Genomic DNA, 17,554 nt, shown 5'->3' with positions numbered 1-17,554 from the left:
ACAGGCAATCTACCGCACTGCCTTCGCTTAAATACGAATTTTACCGGCATCCTATGGGCATTCACCGCTAAATGTAACTTGGTATTCAGCCTCTTTTGTGCGGCTCATATCTTCATTGCTACCTTTAGCTCCCGTCACATGGGGATGAGCTTTAGATATGGGTTGCATCCATCATCAACCACTCCATGTCTTTTTCTCCCGAAAGGATAGGCATCTGTTTCGTCCAAATGCTTTTGTTACGCCAGCGGATGAAGGACAGTGGACCTTGTATTCCCGCCACTGTAATCAGGCGATAGATCGTACGAGGGTGCGCCGGTGCATAGTATAGTGAATTCAAATAAAAACTCCGAAATGAAATAACTGCATTCAAACTTGCAATTGGGCGATATGCTAAAGAATCGTTTTACCCTACTTCGGCATTCTTATTTTAATCCACTATATTTAGAAAACGGCATTGATGAATCTCCTGTTATCCACCGCCTGACCACCTCGACTACCTTCACGCCCGGGTAGATGGTTTTCAATAAGACTTCATTAATGGTCGGCGAGGCTGTTGCAAATGACAAAACATAATTTTTTTCCAGCATCCTGAATTTCAGCTTTACACAAAAAAGCGGCCTTAACGGCCGCTTTCAATCAGTTAGGTTCTATACTTTATCCGCAGGATTGCGTGTTTCTTCCGATGCGCCGGCTTCCGCCGCAACTGCTTGGCTGTTTGCATCACCTTCAGAAGAAGCGCCGCTACTTTGGGCTCCTGCCGCATCGGCATATCCGGCCTGCGGTTGGGTCGTAACATCGCTTTCTTTACGGATATTGTGGCTGTAATCTTTCGGCGGGCTGGGTTGTTTGCCCTCCATGATTTCCAACACTTGGTCGCGGTCGATGGTTTCCCATTCCATCAGCGCTTTGCACATGGTTTCCATCTTATCGCGGTTTTCATCCAAGATTTTATAGGCCACGGCATATTGCTCGTCAAGAATACGGCGGATTTCCGCATCTACTTCCTGCTGGGTTTTCTCGGAAATATGCTGCGAACGGGTTACGCTGCGGCCGAGAAACACTTCGCCTTCGTTTTCGGCATAAACCATCTGCCCCATTTTGTCGCTCATGCCGAAACGGGTAACCATTTCGCGGGCGATTTGGGTGGCGCGCTCGAAATCGTTGGAGGCACCGGTGGAAATACGGCCCACAAACAAATCTTCGGCAATACGGCCGCCGTAGAGAATCGAAATCTGGCTCAGCATTTGGTCTTTATACATGCTGATACGGTCGCGCTCGGGAAGCTGCCAAGTCAGACCCAGCGCACGGCCGCGCGGCATGATGGTTACTTTGTGAACGGGATCCGTGTATTCCAAACTTTCCGCCACAATCGCATGGCCGGCTTCGTGGTAAGCGGTGGCGCGTTTTTCGTCTTCGTGCATCACCATCGAGCGGCGCTCGGGGCCCATATAGATTTTGTCTTTAGCGTCTTCAAAGTCGCTTTGATCCACTTTCACTTTGTTGCGGCGGCCTGCAAACAGAGCGGCTTCGTTCACCAGGTTGGCCAAGTCCGCGCCTGAAAAACCGGGCGTGCCGCGTGCCAGCGAAACCAAATCCACCGATTCGTCGAGCGGCACTTTTTTGGCGTGCACTTTCAAAATCTGCTCGCGGCCGCGGATATCGGGCAGCGGCACCACTACTTGGCGGTCGAAACGGCCGGGGCGCTGCAAAGCGGGGTCGAGCACGTCGGGGCGGTTGGTGGCGGCAATCACGATAACGGTTTGGTTGCTCTCGAAACCGTCCATTTCAACCAGTAATTGGTTGAGGGTTTGTTCGCGCTCGTCATTGCCGCCGCCCAAACCCGCACCACGCTGGCGGCCCACGGCGTCGATTTCGTCGATAAAGATAATGCAGGGGGCGTTTTTCTTGGCCTGCTCGAACATATCGCGCACGCGGCTGGCGCCCACGCCGACGAACATTTCAACGAAATCGGAACCGGAAATGCTGAAAAACGGCACTTGCGCTTCTCCTGCGATGGCTTTGGCCAGCAGGGTTTTACCCGTACCGGGGCTGCCTGCCAGCAGGATGCCGCGCGGCACGCGCCCGCCTAAGCTCTGATAGCGGTTGGGTGCTTTCAGATAATCGACGATTTCCTGCACTTCTTCTTTGGCTTCGTCGCAACCCGCCACATCGGCGAAGGTTACTTTGTTGGTGTCTTTATCCAAGAGTTTGGCGCGGCTTTTGCCGAACGAAAACGCACCGCCTTTGCCGCCGCCGCCCGACTGCATACGCATGAAATAAAACCAGGCGCCGATCAGAAGCATCACCGGTAGCAGGCTGAACAGCAGGCTGGTGAGCATGCTCGGTTTCTCTTCGGGCGTAACTTTCACGCGCACTTTTTTATCCAACAGCGTCGGAACCAGTTTTTCGTCTAACGGCGCATTGGTGAAGAATTCGGTTTTGTCGGTGCGTGTGCCTTTAATCAGGTAGCCGCTGACCACCGAGCCTTCAATGTTCACATTGGCGATTTCGCCTTTGTTCACTTGTTCGATAAACTGCGAATATTCGATCTGCTGTTTGTTTTCTTTGCTGTCGCTGATGGCGTTGAACGCCATCAGCATGGCAACAATCAACACCAGCCAAACCAACACATTTTTTAACATATTCCCCACTGAAACAGGCTCCATATAAGGGTCAAAAATAAGAACGGATTGTAAATCAGGCTATACGCATTGTCAGCGTTTATTTTTGCCCAATAAATAAATCTCACTGGAACGATTGCGGGAGGCATTCGGCTTTCTGGTCTGCACCGAAGCGAACACTTCGCGCATAGCGGCGGCATATTCTTGATACCCCGCCCCCTGAAATACTTTAACCAGAAAATTACCGCCTGTTTTCAAATGGTTGGCAGCAAAATCCAAAGCCAGCTCACACAAATAAAAGCTGCGTGCCTGATCCGTTACGGCATTGCCCGACATATTGGGTGCCATATCGCAAATTACAAGGTCTAACGGGCGGCCGCCCAGCAGCCGCTCGAATTCGGCCAATACGGCCTCTTCGCGGAAGTCGCCCTGAATAAACGATACGCCTTCTACCGCATCCATCGGCAGAATATCCAAGGCAAACACCTGCCCGCTGCTGCCGGCCAGTTGCGCCGCCACCTGCGACCAACTGCCGGGGGCGCTGCCCAAATCGGCCAACACGGTGCCGGGGCGGATAAGTTTGTCTTTTTCGTTGATTTCCAAAAGCTTGTAGGCCGCGCGCGCGCGGTAACCTTCTTTTTGCGCCAGATGCACATAATGGTCGTTAACATGCTCGTTAAGCCATGCTTTGGAAGATTTTGAACGCACCGACATACCGTAACCACACAACAATAAAGCCGCTATTGTACGTTATTTTCTCCCTTAAAGGCGCCGCTTCGCGTAGAATAACGCATTTAACCGATTTTGATATTTAAGCAGAGAATATGGCCGACAAACTCACCACCCGAGAAATTTTAGAACTCAAAGCCCGCGCCCATCATTTAAACCCCGTTGTGATGGTAGGCCAGCACGGCTTAACCGAATCCGTTATCAAAGAAACCGATGCGGCGCTGACGGCGCACGAGCTGATTAAGGTGCGCGTATTGGGCGACGACCGCGCCGAACGCATCGCCATTTGCGAAGCCTTATGCGAAGCGGTGGACGCGCAATTGGTGCAGCATATCGGCAAGCTGTTGGTTTTGTGGCGTGAAAATAACGAAAAATAAACAGGGCGGCAAAACAATCGAACAGGCCGTCTGAAAAAGTTTTGCCCCACCGCAAACTTTTTCAGACGGTCTGAATGCATTTTGCAGAGGTTTCGGCCTGTTTCATAACCGGTTAGCGCCACTCCAGTTTAACCAAACGGAACACCAAACCCAGCCCCAGCACGCTGCACACCATATAAATAATGGTTGAAGCGCCGTGCCATCTGCCGAACGAGCCGCCCAAGAGCGTTAACAGCCAGTTGGCCGTTCCCGTTTTATGGGCCTCGATCACGGGGGTAACCAGAAACTGGTTAGCCGCCAGCAAAGCCAGCAGCAGCAACACCCATTTGCCTGTGTGCGGGCGCGCATAAGCCCGCTTTTCTTCCGATCTGCCCGTGAAATAAACCAGCAGCCAAACAGCCAGGCCGATATAGGCCGTTACGGTGAACAACACACCGGCCAACTCGCCCGCCTGCGTCCGTTCCAAATTTTGAAACAACAGAGGCGCAACCAAATAACCCACGCCCAACTGCAAACCCAGCCACGCTCCGGCCAATACGCCGGCCAATTTTTTCATTATCTGCCCCTCGCGTTAAAATTCACGCACGATACCATTTTCTGCACGCCGCCATCAAGCGCGGGAAAAGCCCCGGGCCATCTGAATGCCCCGTTCAATCAAAGACAAGCACCGCAAAAAATGCTATGCTTCGCGCTTTCCGTTTATTGTGTGATGCAATGAAAAAGCTACTGATTTCCCTGTCGCTCGCCCTTGCCGCCGTTTTGGCCCTTGTGTTCGGCGCACTGCCTTATTATCTCGGCATCAAGGCCGAAGAAAGCCTGGCCGCCCAGCAGAAACTGCTGTCGCAATCCGGCTTTCTCACCGTTGAGTCGCACCAATACCAACGCGGCTGGTTCGGCGCCACCGAAACCACCGTTGTGCGACTGAAACCCACCCTGCTCCACAACACCGGAAAATACCTGCCCGACAACCTCAAAACCGTTTTGAAAGAACCGATTACGGTTATCAACCATGTTAAACACGGCCCGTTTGCCGGCGGTTTTACGCCCGTGCGCGCCCATGTGGAAACCGAATTCAAATACCACCCCGAAGTGGCCAAAGTGCTGGCCCGCTTTTTCGGCACACAAGCACCCGTGAGCCTTACCAACACCGTTAACCTCGGCGGCAGCGGCGAGCTGGCCTTAAGCGTGCCCGCATTCGATTACGAAGAGCTTTCGGGTATCAAGCTCAACTGGAAAGGCTTGAGCGGCATCACTGTTTACCAACCCGAATTCACTGCCTACACCCACGATTACACCGCTCCTTCGCTGCAAGCCAAGCTGGCCGACAAAGGTGATGTTGCGCTGGAAAACCTGCATATCCGCACCGAAACCACCGACGGCAGCAACCAACTGGCACTGGGCAGCAGCAGCTTTAAACTCGATAAATTTTCGATGCAGTGGAAAGAAGGTTTCGACTACAACATCAAAATCAACGAGCTGGTGAATTTGGTTACCGATTTGCAGATCGGCGCGTTTATCAACCCCACCGGCACCGTCGCCCCTTCCAAAATCGCCGTTGAAAAACTCAGCTTCGACACCCGAACCGGTGAAAACGGCGAATGGGTAAACAGCGAAGGCCGCTTCCGCTTCGAAACCCTTGCCTACGGCGACGAGCATTACGGCCCGCTCGACATCAACGTGGCTGCCGAGCATCTGCACGCCAAGAGCCTTTTGGCCATTAAAAACAAAATGGCCGAACTCTCGTCGAAACAAATGACCGAAGAGCAGATTCAAAGCGAGCTGTTGAAAACCGCCCGCAACGAAGCCGCCGGCCTGTTCACCCAGAATCCCGTGCTGAACGTCAAAACCTTCACCTTCAAAATGCCGCAAGGTTTGGTTGATGTGAAAGGCCGCCTCAGTTTCAACGGCCTCACCCGGGCCGAGATGAACGACTTTAGCGCCATGCTCAAAAAAACCCATGCCCGTTTCGATATGCAGGTGCCGCAGAAACTGCTCGAGCAGCTGGCCGTCAACCAGGCCGACAATATCTTCAGCGTTAACCCTGAAGACCTTGCCGAGGGCCGCGCCAGCCTCGACGACATCAACGAAACCCTGCGCCTGATGGTGGAAAGCACCGTCAACTCGATGGCGCGCGAGCAATACCTCACCGTTGACAACGGCAACATCAAAACGCTGGTCGAGCTGGACAACAGCCGTCTGAAACTCAACGGCAAAATATTCGAAACCGCGCCCGAGCCGGAATTCACCGAGGCGGATATGCTGCCCGAGGGCGAAGCCGCAGCTTCCGCGCCTTAAGGCCGCCGGTTGAAACCCGAACGCCGTTAATGCAACAGGCCGTCTGAAAACGTTTCAGACGGCCTGTTTCAATTTGAAACCGCGATGCAGTTAAGGATAGGCGATATAGGCATAAGCCGAATGGTTATGTATCGACTCGAAATTTTCGCTTTCAACCACAAAACCGCAGATGCGACCGTCGGCGATTAGGCGGGTGGCAACGTCGCGCACCATGTCTTCGACGAATTTCGGGTTTTCATATGCCTGCTCGGTAACGAATTTTTCGTCCGGCCGCTTGAGCAGGCCGTAGAGCTGGCACGATGCCTGCGATTCCACGCAGTCGATAACTTCTTCTATGCCCACTTCGCTGCCGCAGGTGATGGTTACGGTAACGTGCGAGCGTTGGTTGTGGGCACCGTATTGCGAAATTTCTTTCGAACAGGGACACAGGCTGGTTACCGGCACCAGCACTTTGAGCGTGTGGCTGTATTCGCCGTTTTTGATTTCGCCCGTTAGCGTTACGTCGTAATCGAGCAGCGACTGTATGCCCGACACCGGCGCGCTTTTTTTGCGGAAAAACGGAAACGACACGCTGATTTTGCCCGAATGCGAATCCAACAGCGACACCATTTCTTCGGTAAGCGTTTTCAGGCGCTCGAAACCCAGTGCTTTGGTTTGGCGCTCCATCAGGGCGACGAAGCGCGACATATGCGTGCCTTTTTGGTCGGCGGGCAGAAAAACCGTCATGGTCAGGCGGGCAACGGTGGCCTGCGTGCCTTCGGCGGTGTTGAGTGTAATGGGGAAACGTAAGTCTTTGATGCCGACCTGGTTAATCGGCAGGTTGCGTAAATCGCGGGTGGATTGCACGTCTGCAATGGCGTTCATGCGTCGGATTTCCTTAGAATCTGAAGAGGGCTTGAAGCCCCTATGTGTGTGCAGGCGGCGCAAAATGCAAGGCCGTCTGAAATAAAGTTTCAGACGGCCTTGCAGCATATCCGAACAGGCCGCCCGAATTTTCAAATGCGAGATTATATCACTTAGCGCCCCGCCGGGCATTGATTGTTTCTATTTTTCGGATAGTGCTAAAATCCCAGTCTCTCCAACCGAAAGGCCACGCCATGAAATTCGCCACCGAAGCCATCCACAGCAGCTACGACCCCGACGACCACAACCGCGCCATCATGCCGCCGATTTATCAGAATAGTATGTTTCAAATGAAGGAAATCGGCGAACAGATTCCGTTCCGCTACGCCCGCGCGAGCAACCCCACCCGCAAAGTGCTGGAAGACACCGTTGCCGCACTGGAACACGGCGCGGCAGGCTTCGCCTTCGGCAGCGGCATGGCCGGCATCGACTGCGTGTACCGCGCCTTTCTGCGCCCCGGCGACACCATCATCGCCGTGAGCGACATCTACGGCGGCAGCTACGACCTGCTCACCGAAGTGTATGCGCTGTGGGGCGTAAACGTGGTGTTCGCCGATTTAACCGACCCCGCCTACCTCGATAAAGCGCTGGCCGAACACGCAAACGTGAAGATGGTGTGGCTGGAAACCCCGTCCAACCCGCTTCTGCGGCTGGTGGATATCGAAACGCTGGCCGCCAAAGCCAAAGCCGCCGGTGCGCTGGTGGGCATCGACAACACCTTCGCCACCCCCTATCTGCAAAATCCGCTCGATATGGGCTGCGACATCGTGTTCCATTCCGCCACCAAATACCTGTGCGGCCATTCCGACGTGCTGATGGGCGTGGTGGCGGTGAAAACCGAAGAATTGGCGCGCCCAATGCGCGCCATGATGATGAACACCGGCGGTGTGGCCGGGCCGATGGACTGCGCGCTGGTGCTGCGCGGCATCAAAACGCTGGCCCTGCGTATGCAGCGCCATTGCGAAAACGCGCTGGAAATCGCCCGCCGTTTGGAAGCGCATCCTGCGGTTGAAAAAGTGTTCTACCCCGGCCTGCCTTCACACGAACATCACAATCTGGCGAAACGGCAAATGAGGGATTTCGGCGGCGTGGTAAGCATTTGGCTGAAAAACGACAGCAAAGAAGCCGCCAACAGCGTGATTAAAAACCTGCAAATGGTTCAGATGGCCTCCAGCTTGGGTGGCGTGGAAAGCCTGATTAACCACTGCTATTCGCAATCGCACAGCGGCGTGCCGCACGAAATCAAAACCGCCGCCGGCATCAAAATCGGCCTGCTGCGCTTTTCCATCGGCGTGGAAGATGTGGAAGACATTTGGGCGGATATTTCCGCCGCGCTGGATACGGCGCGAACCGGCCAATAGTTAAACCACTTACTTGGCAACCATTCCGTTATGCTCGGGCTTGCCCCGAGCATCTTACATTGTTTCAAAAAATAGCAGATACTCGGGGCAAGCACGAGCATGATGCAGAGCTTTAAAATACCGAAATGACTTGCAACGGCCTCAGGCCGTCTGAAAAATGCTTACCACCGTCATTGGCTGCGCAAGTCCGCTATTTATGCAGGCCGCACTCTTTAGTGTCTTTATTTTCCCACCACCAGCGTCCGGCACGGATGCTTTCGCCCTCTTTCACCGGGCGCGTGCAGGGTTCGCAGCCTATGCTGGGATAACCTTGGCGGTATAAAGCGTTGAGCGGCACTTGGTGTGCTTGGGCATAAGCCCACACGTCGCCGTCTTCCCAATCGAAAATCGGATTGAATTTGGTGATGCCGCGCGCACCGTCGTGCTCTTCGAAATCCAGGCCGCTGCGGGTTTCCGACTGGCTTTGGCGCTGCCCGGTCAGCCAGGCGGGTGCACCGGCAAGGGCGCGGTTGAGCGGTTCGATTTTGCGGATATGGCAACAGCGGCGGCGCAATTCCACGCTTTCATACATGGCGGCACTGCCGTATTCCTGCTCGAACGCATCTGCCGCTTGCGCATCGGGGCGGAACACTTCGATGCGGATGCGGTAACGGCTGTCGGTTTCGTCGATCAGGGCGGCGGTTTCGGGATTGAGTTTGCCGGTGTTAAGCGTGATGATGCGCAGCGGCAGCTTCAGGCGGGCGATTTGGTCGGTGATAATCATATCTTCCACCGCCAGACTGGAAGCGAAAACGGCTTGGGGAAAGCGTTCGGCGATTTCCTGCAAACGCGCGGCCAAAACCTGTTCTTTAGCGGGCTGTTGTGCGGCTTCGGCTTCTGAAACGGCGGGAATCTGCCAAAGTTTAGGGGCGTATAGCGACATGGTAGGGTTCCGTATTCTGTTTTTCTGCCGCATTGTGCGCCCGCCCCTGCTGCATTGGGAAAGAATGGTTTTTTATTTGGTTATAACCAAAGGCCGTCTGAAAACATCAATCAAAATGTTTTCAGACGGCCTTGATTTCGTTTTGTCCTACTGCGCCAACCATGCGGGCAGGGAAAACTGCCCGACCGGTTTGGACTAGGGTCTGTTGACACAACGCAACGGCGGTATTTTTGGTCAACAACCCCACCCACGGCGTTAGGTAGCGTAGCGGACTTGCGAAGCTAAAATACCCGCAAGGTGTTTAACCTTGCTGCGCTTTATTGCCTCAAAAAACCGCTTCGCCGGCCAATTGTCAACAGGCTCTAGAACGGAATATCGTCGTCGATATCGTCCACCGGCGCGGCGGGGGCGGCAGGGGCTTGGCGGCGCGGAGCGGCGGGCGGTGCGCTCGGGGCTTCCTGCTGGTAAGCGGGGGCGTTTTGGTAATGCTGCTGCGGCGCAGACTGCTGGTAGCCGCCTTGTGCATCGCCGTATTCGGCAGAGCCGCCGCTGCGCGAGCCGAGCATTTTCATTTCGCTGCCGATAATGTCGTAGGCGGTGCGCTCGATGCCGTCTTTACCCATGTATTTGCGGCTTTGGATGCGGCCTTCGATATAAACCGAGCTGCCTTTGCGCAGATATTGGCCGGCCACTTCGGCCAAGCGGCGGTAGAGGGTGATGTTGTGCCATTCGGTGCGTTCCTGACGCTGGCCGGTTTGGCGGTCGTTCCAAGTTTCGCTGGTGGCGATGCTGAAATTGCAGACAGCCTCGCCGTTGGGCATATAGCGCACTTCGGGGTCGCGGCCGAGATTGCCGATAAGGATGACTTTGTTTAACGATGACATCAGTTTGCTCCTGAAATGATTTGTTCGGCGGCATTGGGGTCGAAACCTTTTTGCAATGCCTTGATAAAAACGGTTTTTTTGTCGGCGCTGAAGCTGACGGCCTCCACGCCTTCCAATGCGGTTAAGGCAGAGTGTAATTGCTCCTCTCTGCCGCGCCAAGTTTCCGGCACCGAAAAAGTGAGGTTTTTAACCGGTTTGGGGGCAGGCGAGCACACGGCAACCGCCAGCCACAGCAGAACCAGGCCGCTGCAAAAAGCGAACACGCCGTTGAAGCCGTAGTGCTGGAACAACACGCCGCCGGCCGCGCCGCCGGCAAACAGGCCGACCGACTGCATGGTGTTGTACACCCCCATAGCGGTGCCTTTCAAATCGGACGGGGCGATTTTCGACACCATCGAAGGCAGGCTGGCTTCCAACACGTTGAAGCCGATAAAGTAAACCGTTAAAAAAACGGCCACCGACCAAACGGAATGCAGCCCGAACAGCAGGCCGGCCTGGGCGGCGGCGATGCAGGCAATGCCGCACACAAACACCGCTTTGAGTTTGTTGCGCGTTTCGCCGACGATAATCAACGGCACCATCGCAACCAGGCCGACAAGCGTGGCAGGCAGGTAGATTTTCCAATGCTGCTCTTTAAGCAGCCCCAACTCCACCAAGGCGAAAGGCAGCGCGGTAAACAATGCCATTTGCGCGGCGTGCAGGGCGAAAATGCCGAAATCGAGTGCAAGCAGCCTGCCGTCTTTCATCACTTCGCCCAAACGCGAGGGCTGCGCCTGAGCGTCTTCATGCAGCTTCGACTCGGAAGGGTTGGGCGTAAACCAAGCCACAACGGCAATGCTGATCACGGTTAACACGCCTGTTAAAACAAACAACCCTCTAACGCCTATCCATGCGGCCAGCGCGGGCGCCAGCGCCAGGCTGGCCGAGAAAGTCAGCCCTATGCTCAAACCGATCATGGCCATGGCGCGGGTGCGCACTTCGTCGCGTGTGAGGTCGGCCAACAAGGCGGTAACCGCCGCACTCACGGCGCCCGCACCCTGCACCGCCCGTGCCAGCACCAGCATTTCGAGCGTGTCGGCGGCGGCTGCCATAAAGCTGCCGGCGGCAAACACGATCAAGCCGAAATAAATCACTTTTTTGCGGCCGAATTTATCGGAGGCCATGCCCAGCGGCAGTTGCAGCACGGCCTGCGTCAAACCGTACATACCCATCGCCATGCCGACCAGCGCTTTGTTGTTTTCTGCGCCGGGCAAAGTGGCGGCATAGAGCGCCAGCACGGGCAGCACCAAAAACATGCCGAGCATACGCAGCGCATACACGCCTGCCAGCGAAGTGCCCGCGCGCCATTCGTGCGGATACATCTGTGTGCGGTTTTCTTTTGCCATAATTCGGTTAAGTGTTTTCAGACGGCCTGCAACAGGCCGTCTGAAAAAGGTAATCGGTTAAAAACCCTTGGCCGTTCAGCCCCACTGCCAGCGGTTGCGCCATGCGCCGAGCACGGCATCGGGGTATTTGCTGCTGCCGAGGCTGCCGTTGAAACGCGCCAGCGCGCGCACCAAATTGCCGCGCTCCACATTGTTGTAGTGGCGCAGAATGGTGCAGCCGTAGCGCAGGTTGGTGCGGATATCGAACAGGTTGTGCGAAGGTTTGCCGATATAGTTTTTCCAAAACGGCATCACCTGCATCAGCCCGCGCGCACCCACGTTGCTGATAGCGTATTGGCGGAACGCGCTTTCCACTTCTATCAGGCCGAGCACCACCTGCGTGTCTAACCCGGCGCGGCTGGATTCGTATTGGATGTTGACCAGCAGCCGTTTGCGCTCGCCCTCGTCGGCCACATAACGCGCCAGCCGTGCCGACATATCGCGCAGCCAGCGTTCGCCCTCGTCGGCGCGGTTGAACACCAGCCGCGCGGGGTTGACGTTGTTGATGGAGCTGCGCATCACCGAAGCCACATCGTCGGACAGGGTTTCTTCGCGCTGCGCGCCCGCCCGCGCCAGAACGGGGCTGAGCAGTAATGCACCGCCCGCCGCCAGCAGGCGGCGGCGCAGCAGAAATTCGGCGGGAATAAGGTTTTCCGGTTTCATAATGTAGGGTTTTAAAATTATTATTTATGGTTTCAGACGGCCTGCATACTGCATCAGGCCGTCTGAAAAACTTAATCCAAATGTTCGCTGCTTTGCGCCAACACCGTGCGGTTGCCGTTGGCCTCGGGGGCAGACACGATGCCGTCGGCTTCCATTTGGTCGATCAGGCGGGCGGCTCGGTTGTAGCCGATGCGCAAATAACGCTGCACCGAAGAAATGGTGGCCTTGCGGGTTTTAATCACACAGGCAACGGCATCGTCGTACATCGGGTCTTGCTCTTCATCGCCGCTGCGCTGGCCGTTGGCGTTGCTGAACAAATCGTCGCCGCCCACGCCTGCGGTGAGGATGTCGTCGATATAGTTCGGCTCGCCGAATTGCTTCAGATATTCAACCACATGGTGAACTTCTTCGTCGGCCACAAACGCGCCGTGCACGCGCCGCGGATAGCCCGTGCCGGGCGGCAGAAACAGCATATCGCCCTGCCCGAGCAGATTTTCCGCGCCCATCTGGTCGAGAATGGTACGGCTGTCAACCTTGCTCGACACTTGGAACGCTATGCGCGTGGGAATATTGGCTTTAATCAGGCCGGTAATCACGTCCACGCTGGGGCGCTGGGTAGCGAGAATCAGGTGGATGCCGGCGGCGCGGGCTTTTTGCGCCAAACGGGCTATCAGCTCTTCGATTTTCTTGCCCGCCGTCATCATCAGATCGGCGAACTCGTCCACCACCACCACGATAAACGGCAGTTTTTCCAGCGGTTCGGGGTCTTCAGGCGTAAGCGTGAACGGGTTCACCAGTTTTTCCCCGCGCGCCGCCGCTTCGGCCACTTTCTGGTTGAAACCCGCCACGTTGCGCACGCCCATGTGGCTCATCAGGCGGTAGCGTTTTTCCATCTCGTTCACGCACCAGGTAAGCGCGTTGGCGGCCAGCTTCATATCAGTTACCACAGGCGCAAGCAGGTGCGGAATGCCTTCGTAAATCGACAGCTCCAGCATTTTCGGGTCGATCATAATCATGCGCACTTCGTCGGGCGTGGCCTTGAACAGCATCGACAGAATCATCGAGTTCACCCCCACCGATTTGCCCGAGCCGGTGGTGCCCGCCACCAGAAGGTGCGGCGCTTTGGCCAAATCGGTTACCACCGGCTCGCCGGTGATGTCCTGCCCCAAGGCCAGCGTAAGTTTGGATTTGGATTCCTGAAACGCCGGCGAATTGAAGATTTCGCTCAGGCGTATCATCTGCCGTTTGGGGTTGGGCAGCTCCAAACCCATGCAGGTTTTGCCCGGAATGGTTTCCACCACGCGGATAGACGCCACGCCGAGCGAGCGGGCCAAATCTTTTTCGAGGTTCATCACCGCGTTGCCGCGCACGCCCACATCGGGTTCGATTTCGTAGCGCGTGATAACGGGGCCGGCATAGGCATCCATCACTTTTACCTTCACCTTGAATTCGGCCAGCTTCTCTTCGATGGTGATGCTGTTTTCGAGCAGGGCTTCTTCGGTTTGGGTGGCGCTGGGATCGAACTGCGGCGGTTGCAGCAGGGCCACGGTGGGCAGGTGCGGTTCGCCTGCACCCGCCTGGCTTTGCACAACCCCCGCTATTCCCGCCGGCACCGCTTCAGACGGCCTGAAAATTTCGGCAGCCGGTTTGGGCGCATTGTGTTCGAATACTGCCGCCGTGGTTTCGTCGGCACGGTTCAGCACCGTATCGGCAGCCGTCTGAAAGGCGGGCGGCTGTTCCGATTCGGGGGCGGACTCCTGCAACAGGCGGTCGGTAATCGACCAGCTCGGGCGGCTGCTGATGTGCGCGCTGGCCTGCTCGGCATATTCGGCGGCACGCGGCGCAACGGTTTGCAGCGGTGGCGGATTATGCTGGAACACGGGCGGCTCGGGAATATCGATTACCTGCCGTTCCACTTCGGGCACGGGCGGCGGCTCCACCACGGTGGCGTGTGCGTCCGGCACCGTGGCAAAAGGCGTAAAGCGGGTGGAAATCGGCGGTGTGGCGGCAGCGGGCTTGGCCGGCTGCAACTGCACCGAATGGCTCTGCTCCACCCGCGCGGCATCGGGAATCACGCTTTCGCGCATCGCGATGTTGACGCGGCGGATGCGCTGGCGGTTAACCGGCGAATCGGTTTTGGCAAGGTTGGCGAACACTTCGCCTTCGGGAATCACTTTGGGCTGCAAAACCTGCACCGGCGCCTGCGCCGACACTTGGCGGCGGCGCGCCAAACGCTGCCGCAGCAGGTTGGAACGGATATCGTCTTCGCCTATGGTTTCGGGGTTGTCCAACGCCTGCGCCACCGACTGCGTCATCTCGGTGCGCGGCACGGAATGCGACAGCTGGCGCACTTCCGAAAGCACCCGTTCGCGGGTGCGCACCAGCGCGGGGTCGTCCAAACCGATAACTTTCGGTTCGATAACCGGCTTGGGCGGTGCGGCTTCTTCGAGGGCGGGTCTGAATTGCCAGTTGAGTTCCACCACTTCCATATCGGGAGAGGGGTTGGAAAACGGTTTCGGGGCGGGCGGCTCGGCCTCGCTTTGGGCGCGGTCGGCAAGATGGGTTTCGTGCAGCGAGCGGGTGGCTTCTTCCAGCGTGATCACGGGCAGCGAGGCATCGACGGGCTTGCCCGACGGGCGGTATTCGTTTTCATCGAAAGACACATAAGGCGCGATGTCGATGGCCTTGCCGGTGATGCCGCGGCTTTTCGGCGCCGTGGTTTGTGCGGTTTCAGGCTCTTCGGGCAGCACGGCGCCGAACATGGGTATGCTGCCGCCTTCTTCCGCCGGGATGTTTTCGTTTTCAGACGGCCCCTGCGCCGCTTCGTCCTGCCCGGCCGCATGTTCGGGCAGCGGTTCGGCTTTCAGCGCACGGATGGGGGCTTCGGCGTTTCCTGCGTCGCTGCCCGCTTCGGCAAATTCGGGATCGGGGGCTGCTTCGATTTTCGGTGCAGCGGCGAAAATCGGCAGCTCGTTGAAGTCGTCTTCCTGCTGCGTTTCGCGTTTGGCTCCCGAAGTGGCATCGAGTTTGCGGCTGTGTTTGGGCGAGAGTGCGCGGAATTTTTCAACGGTTTTGTCGTAAACCGCTTTGGCTTCTTCCGCCGCACGATAGCTCTGGCGGGTGTTTTGCAGGTTGGGATCGACGCCGCGCAAGGCTTTGGGCGGCTTGCCGCCGCCTGCTTCGGGCGCAGGCTCCGCTTCTGCCTCCGCCTCGTGGCGGCTCAGGTAAGTCAGCTCGCGCAGCCATTCCTGCTCTTGGCGGTGGCGCACCCATAATACGCCCGCAATCGCACACAGCAACACAATCAGTAAAAATGTCCACAACATAAATACAAACAGCCCGGTTGATTTCGGCAAAGGCGCTATTCTAACGTGTTTCGGCCTTTAAAAGAATAATTTTCACGCTTGCTGGCGGCTTTTGGCGACAAAAGGATTCGGGCGGCGCGCAACAGGCGCGGGAAGGTGTTGAATCTGCTGGAGAGTTGCCGCCAGAAGCATCAGGCCGTCTGAAAACGGGCTGCGGAACAACCTGCTCAGAAACGGTTTTTCCATTCTCTCAAAGCAATAAACACGTCGGCACCGTCTGCCGGTTTTCTGCCGCTCTCTTCCGCTGCCTTCTGCGCCACCTGCGCACAATCCGTGCGCAGAAACGGATTAATCTGCCGCTCGTGCGCAAGGCTCACCGGCAGCGTGGGCGTGCGTGCGGCGGCGGCTTGGGCGGCGCGCACGGCGGCATTATCCGGCTCGACACGGGCGGCAAAGCGCAGGTTGGCGGCGGTGTATTCGTGCGCGGGGTAAAACAACGTATTTCCGGGCAGGCCGGCGTAGCGTTGCAGCGAGGCGTAAAGCTGCCGGGGCGTGCCGGTGAACACGCGCCCGCAGCCTGCCGAAAACAGGGTGTCGCCGCAGAAAACGTGCAGCCCGCCGGGGCCGTGCAGCAGATAACCCAAATGGGTGTCGGTGTGGCCGGGGGTGTGCCATACTTCTATATCGCAGCCGCCGAACGCCAGCCGTGCGCCTTCGTTTATATGCCGGTCGGCCGCTGCGATGTCGCGGTTGCCGTATATCGTGCACTGCGGATACGCCTGCTTCAGCCCGGCAATGCCGCCGGTATGGTCGTGATGATGGTGGGTAATCCATATCTGCGCCAGCTCCAGCCGCTGCCATTGCAGATAATCGAGCACGGGCGCGGCCTCGCCCGGGTCTATGCACGCGGCGCGGCCGTTGTGCGAAACTATCCAGATATAGTTGTCGGATAATGCGGCGACGGGGGTGATGTTTAAAGCTTCCATAAAACCATCCTGCAACCTTTTTTCAGACGGCCTTGATTATATCGCAGCACGGGGGTATAAATCAGGCCGTTCAAACACCTTTGCCCCGCAACCGAATGTATTTTCTGGCCGAATGGTTTACTCCCGCCCTGCTGTCTGCCGCCCTGCTGTTGTGGGCGGCGGTTTTGCTGGCTGCGGCCAAACCGGCTTTTTCGGCGCTGCGCCGCCGCAACGGGGCGGCTGTGGCGGCGGCGGCTTATCTGGCCGTGCTGTGGGGTTTGAACGCAGGCTTGGGCGGCGGCCAATTGGCGGGCATGAGCTACCATCTGCTCGGCATCAATCTGGTGACGCTGATGCTCGGCCTGCCTGCGGCACTGTGGCTTGGCACTTTGCTGCTGGTGCCTTATCTCGGTTTGCACGGTGCGGAAAATCTATATGCCGCCGGGCTGAACGCGCTGTTTGTGCTGCTGCCCGCCGCAGCCGCCAATCTTTTGTTCCGCCGCCTGTCGTCCAAACTGCCCGACAACCTGTTTGTTTATATTTTTCTGAACGGCTTTCTTGCCGCTGCGGCGGGTATGCTGCTGACGGGGCTGTCGGTGGTGGCGCTGTTGCAGTTTGCGGGCGTGTTTGCCGCCGAAGCGCTTTGGCAGTCGGCATTTCCGGTGTTTTTCCTGCTCGCTTGGGGCGAAGCGTTTTTAAGTGGCATTTTTACGGCGGTTTTCGTGGCGCTGCGGCCGCAATGGCTGGCCACTTTCGACGATACGCGTTTTTTGCGCGCCGAAAACAGCATTTGGAAATAGCGGCAACCCGGGCGGGCGGCTTCAGGCCGTCTGAAACGCTTTGTTCATCCCGTTGTTTTAGGGAGTGTAGCCAGAAAGCGTTGCGGCGGTATTTTTGGTTAAAATCCGCATCTGCGGCGTTAAAAATGCTCGCAAGGTGTTCAACCTTGCTGCGCTTTTTGCCTTGCATCTGCAGATTTTTCCTCAAAAAACCGCTTCGCAAGCCTTCTGACTACACTCCCTAATTGATGTGAAACAAAACCTTATTTTATAGTGAATTCAAATAAAAACTCCGAAATGAAATAACTGCATTCAAACTTGCAATT

The 17,554-nt window shown here is 56.7% G+C and carries 15 protein-coding genes; 5 read left to right on the top strand and 10 right to left on the bottom strand.

What is annotated here, in order from left to right:
- Positions 1-647: 647 nt before the first annotated feature.
- Together ftsH and H3L92_RS02945 are read right to left on the bottom strand one after the other, a co-directional pair.
- Positions 648-2,651: an ATP-dependent zinc metalloprotease FtsH gene (gene ftsH / locus H3L92_RS02950; RefSeq protein ID WP_085366364.1), complete on the bottom strand. Its 2,004-nt coding sequence runs from the start codon at positions 2,649-2,651 to the stop codon at positions 648-650.
- Between the two features lie 63 nt (positions 2,652-2,714).
- Positions 2,715-3,335, bottom strand: a complete 621-nt coding sequence (locus H3L92_RS02945; RefSeq protein WP_085366365.1) for an RlmE family RNA methyltransferase — start codon at positions 3,333-3,335, stop codon at positions 2,715-2,717.
- A 110-nt stretch (positions 3,336-3,445) separates the two neighbouring features.
- Here H3L92_RS02945 and yhbY point away from each other — a divergent pair, with 110 nt between their 5' ends.
- Positions 3,446-3,727: a ribosome assembly RNA-binding protein YhbY gene (gene yhbY, locus H3L92_RS02940; protein WP_085366366.1), complete on the top strand. Its 282-nt coding sequence runs from the start codon at positions 3,446-3,448 to the stop codon at positions 3,725-3,727.
- Positions 3,728-3,839: 112 nt separating this feature from the next.
- Here the strand turns inward: yhbY and H3L92_RS02935 are convergent, their stop codons facing one another.
- Positions 3,840-4,283 (bottom strand): DUF4149 domain-containing protein, encoded by a 444-nt coding sequence (locus H3L92_RS02935; RefSeq protein WP_085366367.1) that lies wholly within the window; start codon positions 4,281-4,283, stop codon positions 3,840-3,842.
- A 158-nt stretch (positions 4,284-4,441) separates the two neighbouring features.
- Between H3L92_RS02935 and H3L92_RS02930 the strand changes: the two genes are divergently transcribed.
- Positions 4,442-6,022 carry a YdgA family protein gene (locus H3L92_RS02930; RefSeq protein ID WP_085366368.1) on the top strand — a complete coding sequence of 527 codons (1,581 nt, stop codon included), beginning with the start codon at positions 4,442-4,444 and terminating at the stop codon, positions 6,020-6,022.
- 90 nt (positions 6,023-6,112) lie between these two features.
- Here H3L92_RS02930 and folE2 read toward each other — a convergent pair whose 3' ends face one another.
- Positions 6,113-6,886 (bottom strand): GTP cyclohydrolase FolE2, encoded by a 774-nt coding sequence (folE2, locus tag H3L92_RS02925; protein WP_085366369.1) that lies wholly within the window; start codon positions 6,884-6,886, stop codon positions 6,113-6,115.
- A 233-nt stretch (positions 6,887-7,119) separates the two neighbouring features.
- Between folE2 and H3L92_RS02920 the strand changes: the two genes are divergently transcribed.
- Positions 7,120-8,286 carry a trans-sulfuration enzyme family protein gene (locus tag H3L92_RS02920; protein ID WP_085366370.1) on the top strand — a complete coding sequence of 389 codons (1,167 nt, stop codon included), beginning with the start codon at positions 7,120-7,122 and terminating at the stop codon, positions 8,284-8,286.
- A gap of 190 nt (positions 8,287-8,476) precedes the next feature.
- Here H3L92_RS02920 and H3L92_RS02915 read toward each other — a convergent pair whose 3' ends face one another.
- Positions 8,477-9,208: a phosphoadenylyl-sulfate reductase gene (locus H3L92_RS02915; protein WP_085366371.1), complete on the bottom strand. Its 732-nt coding sequence runs from the start codon at positions 9,206-9,208 to the stop codon at positions 8,477-8,479.
- On the opposite strand from H3L92_RS02915, the gene H3L92_RS02910 reads away from it, so the two are divergent.
- The gene (locus H3L92_RS02910; RefSeq protein ID WP_085366372.1) at positions 9,207-9,407 is read left to right on the top strand and encodes a hypothetical protein; all 201 of its coding nucleotides are present in this window, start codon (positions 9,207-9,209) and stop codon (positions 9,405-9,407) included. The genes H3L92_RS02915 and H3L92_RS02910 overlap by 2 nt on opposite strands.
- Before the next feature lie 163 nt (positions 9,408-9,570).
- Here the strand turns inward: H3L92_RS02910 and H3L92_RS02905 are convergent, their stop codons facing one another.
- From H3L92_RS02905 to gloB, 5 genes are all read right to left on the bottom strand, one after another.
- Positions 9,571-10,092 (bottom strand): single-stranded DNA-binding protein, encoded by a 522-nt coding sequence (locus H3L92_RS02905; RefSeq protein WP_085366373.1) that lies wholly within the window; start codon positions 10,090-10,092, stop codon positions 9,571-9,573.
- The gene (locus H3L92_RS02900) at positions 10,092-11,477 is read right to left on the bottom strand and encodes an MFS transporter (protein ID WP_085366374.1); all 1,386 of its coding nucleotides are present in this window, start codon (positions 11,475-11,477) and stop codon (positions 10,092-10,094) included. Before H3L92_RS02900 ends, H3L92_RS02905 begins: the two co-directional genes overlap by 1 nt.
- Positions 11,478-11,552: 75 nt before the next feature.
- Positions 11,553-12,179 (bottom strand): lytic transglycosylase domain-containing protein, encoded by a 627-nt coding sequence (locus H3L92_RS02895; protein ID WP_085366375.1) that lies wholly within the window; start codon positions 12,177-12,179, stop codon positions 11,553-11,555.
- 71 nt (positions 12,180-12,250) lie between these two features.
- Complete coding sequence (locus tag H3L92_RS02890; RefSeq protein WP_372338522.1) at positions 12,251-15,535, bottom strand: DNA translocase FtsK; 3,285 nt, start codon at positions 15,533-15,535, stop codon at positions 12,251-12,253.
- Between the two features lie 176 nt (positions 15,536-15,711).
- A complete protein-coding gene (gene gloB, locus H3L92_RS02885; protein ID WP_085366376.1) occupies positions 15,712-16,470 on the bottom strand; it encodes a hydroxyacylglutathione hydrolase in 759 nt (252 codons plus the stop codon).
- 95 nt (positions 16,471-16,565) lie between these two features.
- Here gloB and H3L92_RS02880 point away from each other — a divergent pair, with 95 nt between their 5' ends.
- Positions 16,566-17,249, top strand: coding sequence for an energy-coupling factor ABC transporter permease (locus H3L92_RS02880; protein ID WP_085366377.1), 684 nt, complete (start codon positions 16,566-16,568; stop codon positions 17,247-17,249).
- Positions 17,250-17,554: the final 305 nt, after the last annotated feature.

The organism is Neisseria dentiae (assembly GCF_014055005.1).
Taxonomy (GTDB): Bacteria; Pseudomonadota; Gammaproteobacteria; order Burkholderiales; family Neisseriaceae; genus Neisseria; species Neisseria dentiae.
Note: the sequence above shows the minus strand (reverse complement) of the source record. Positions and strands in the feature narration are given on the sequence as shown.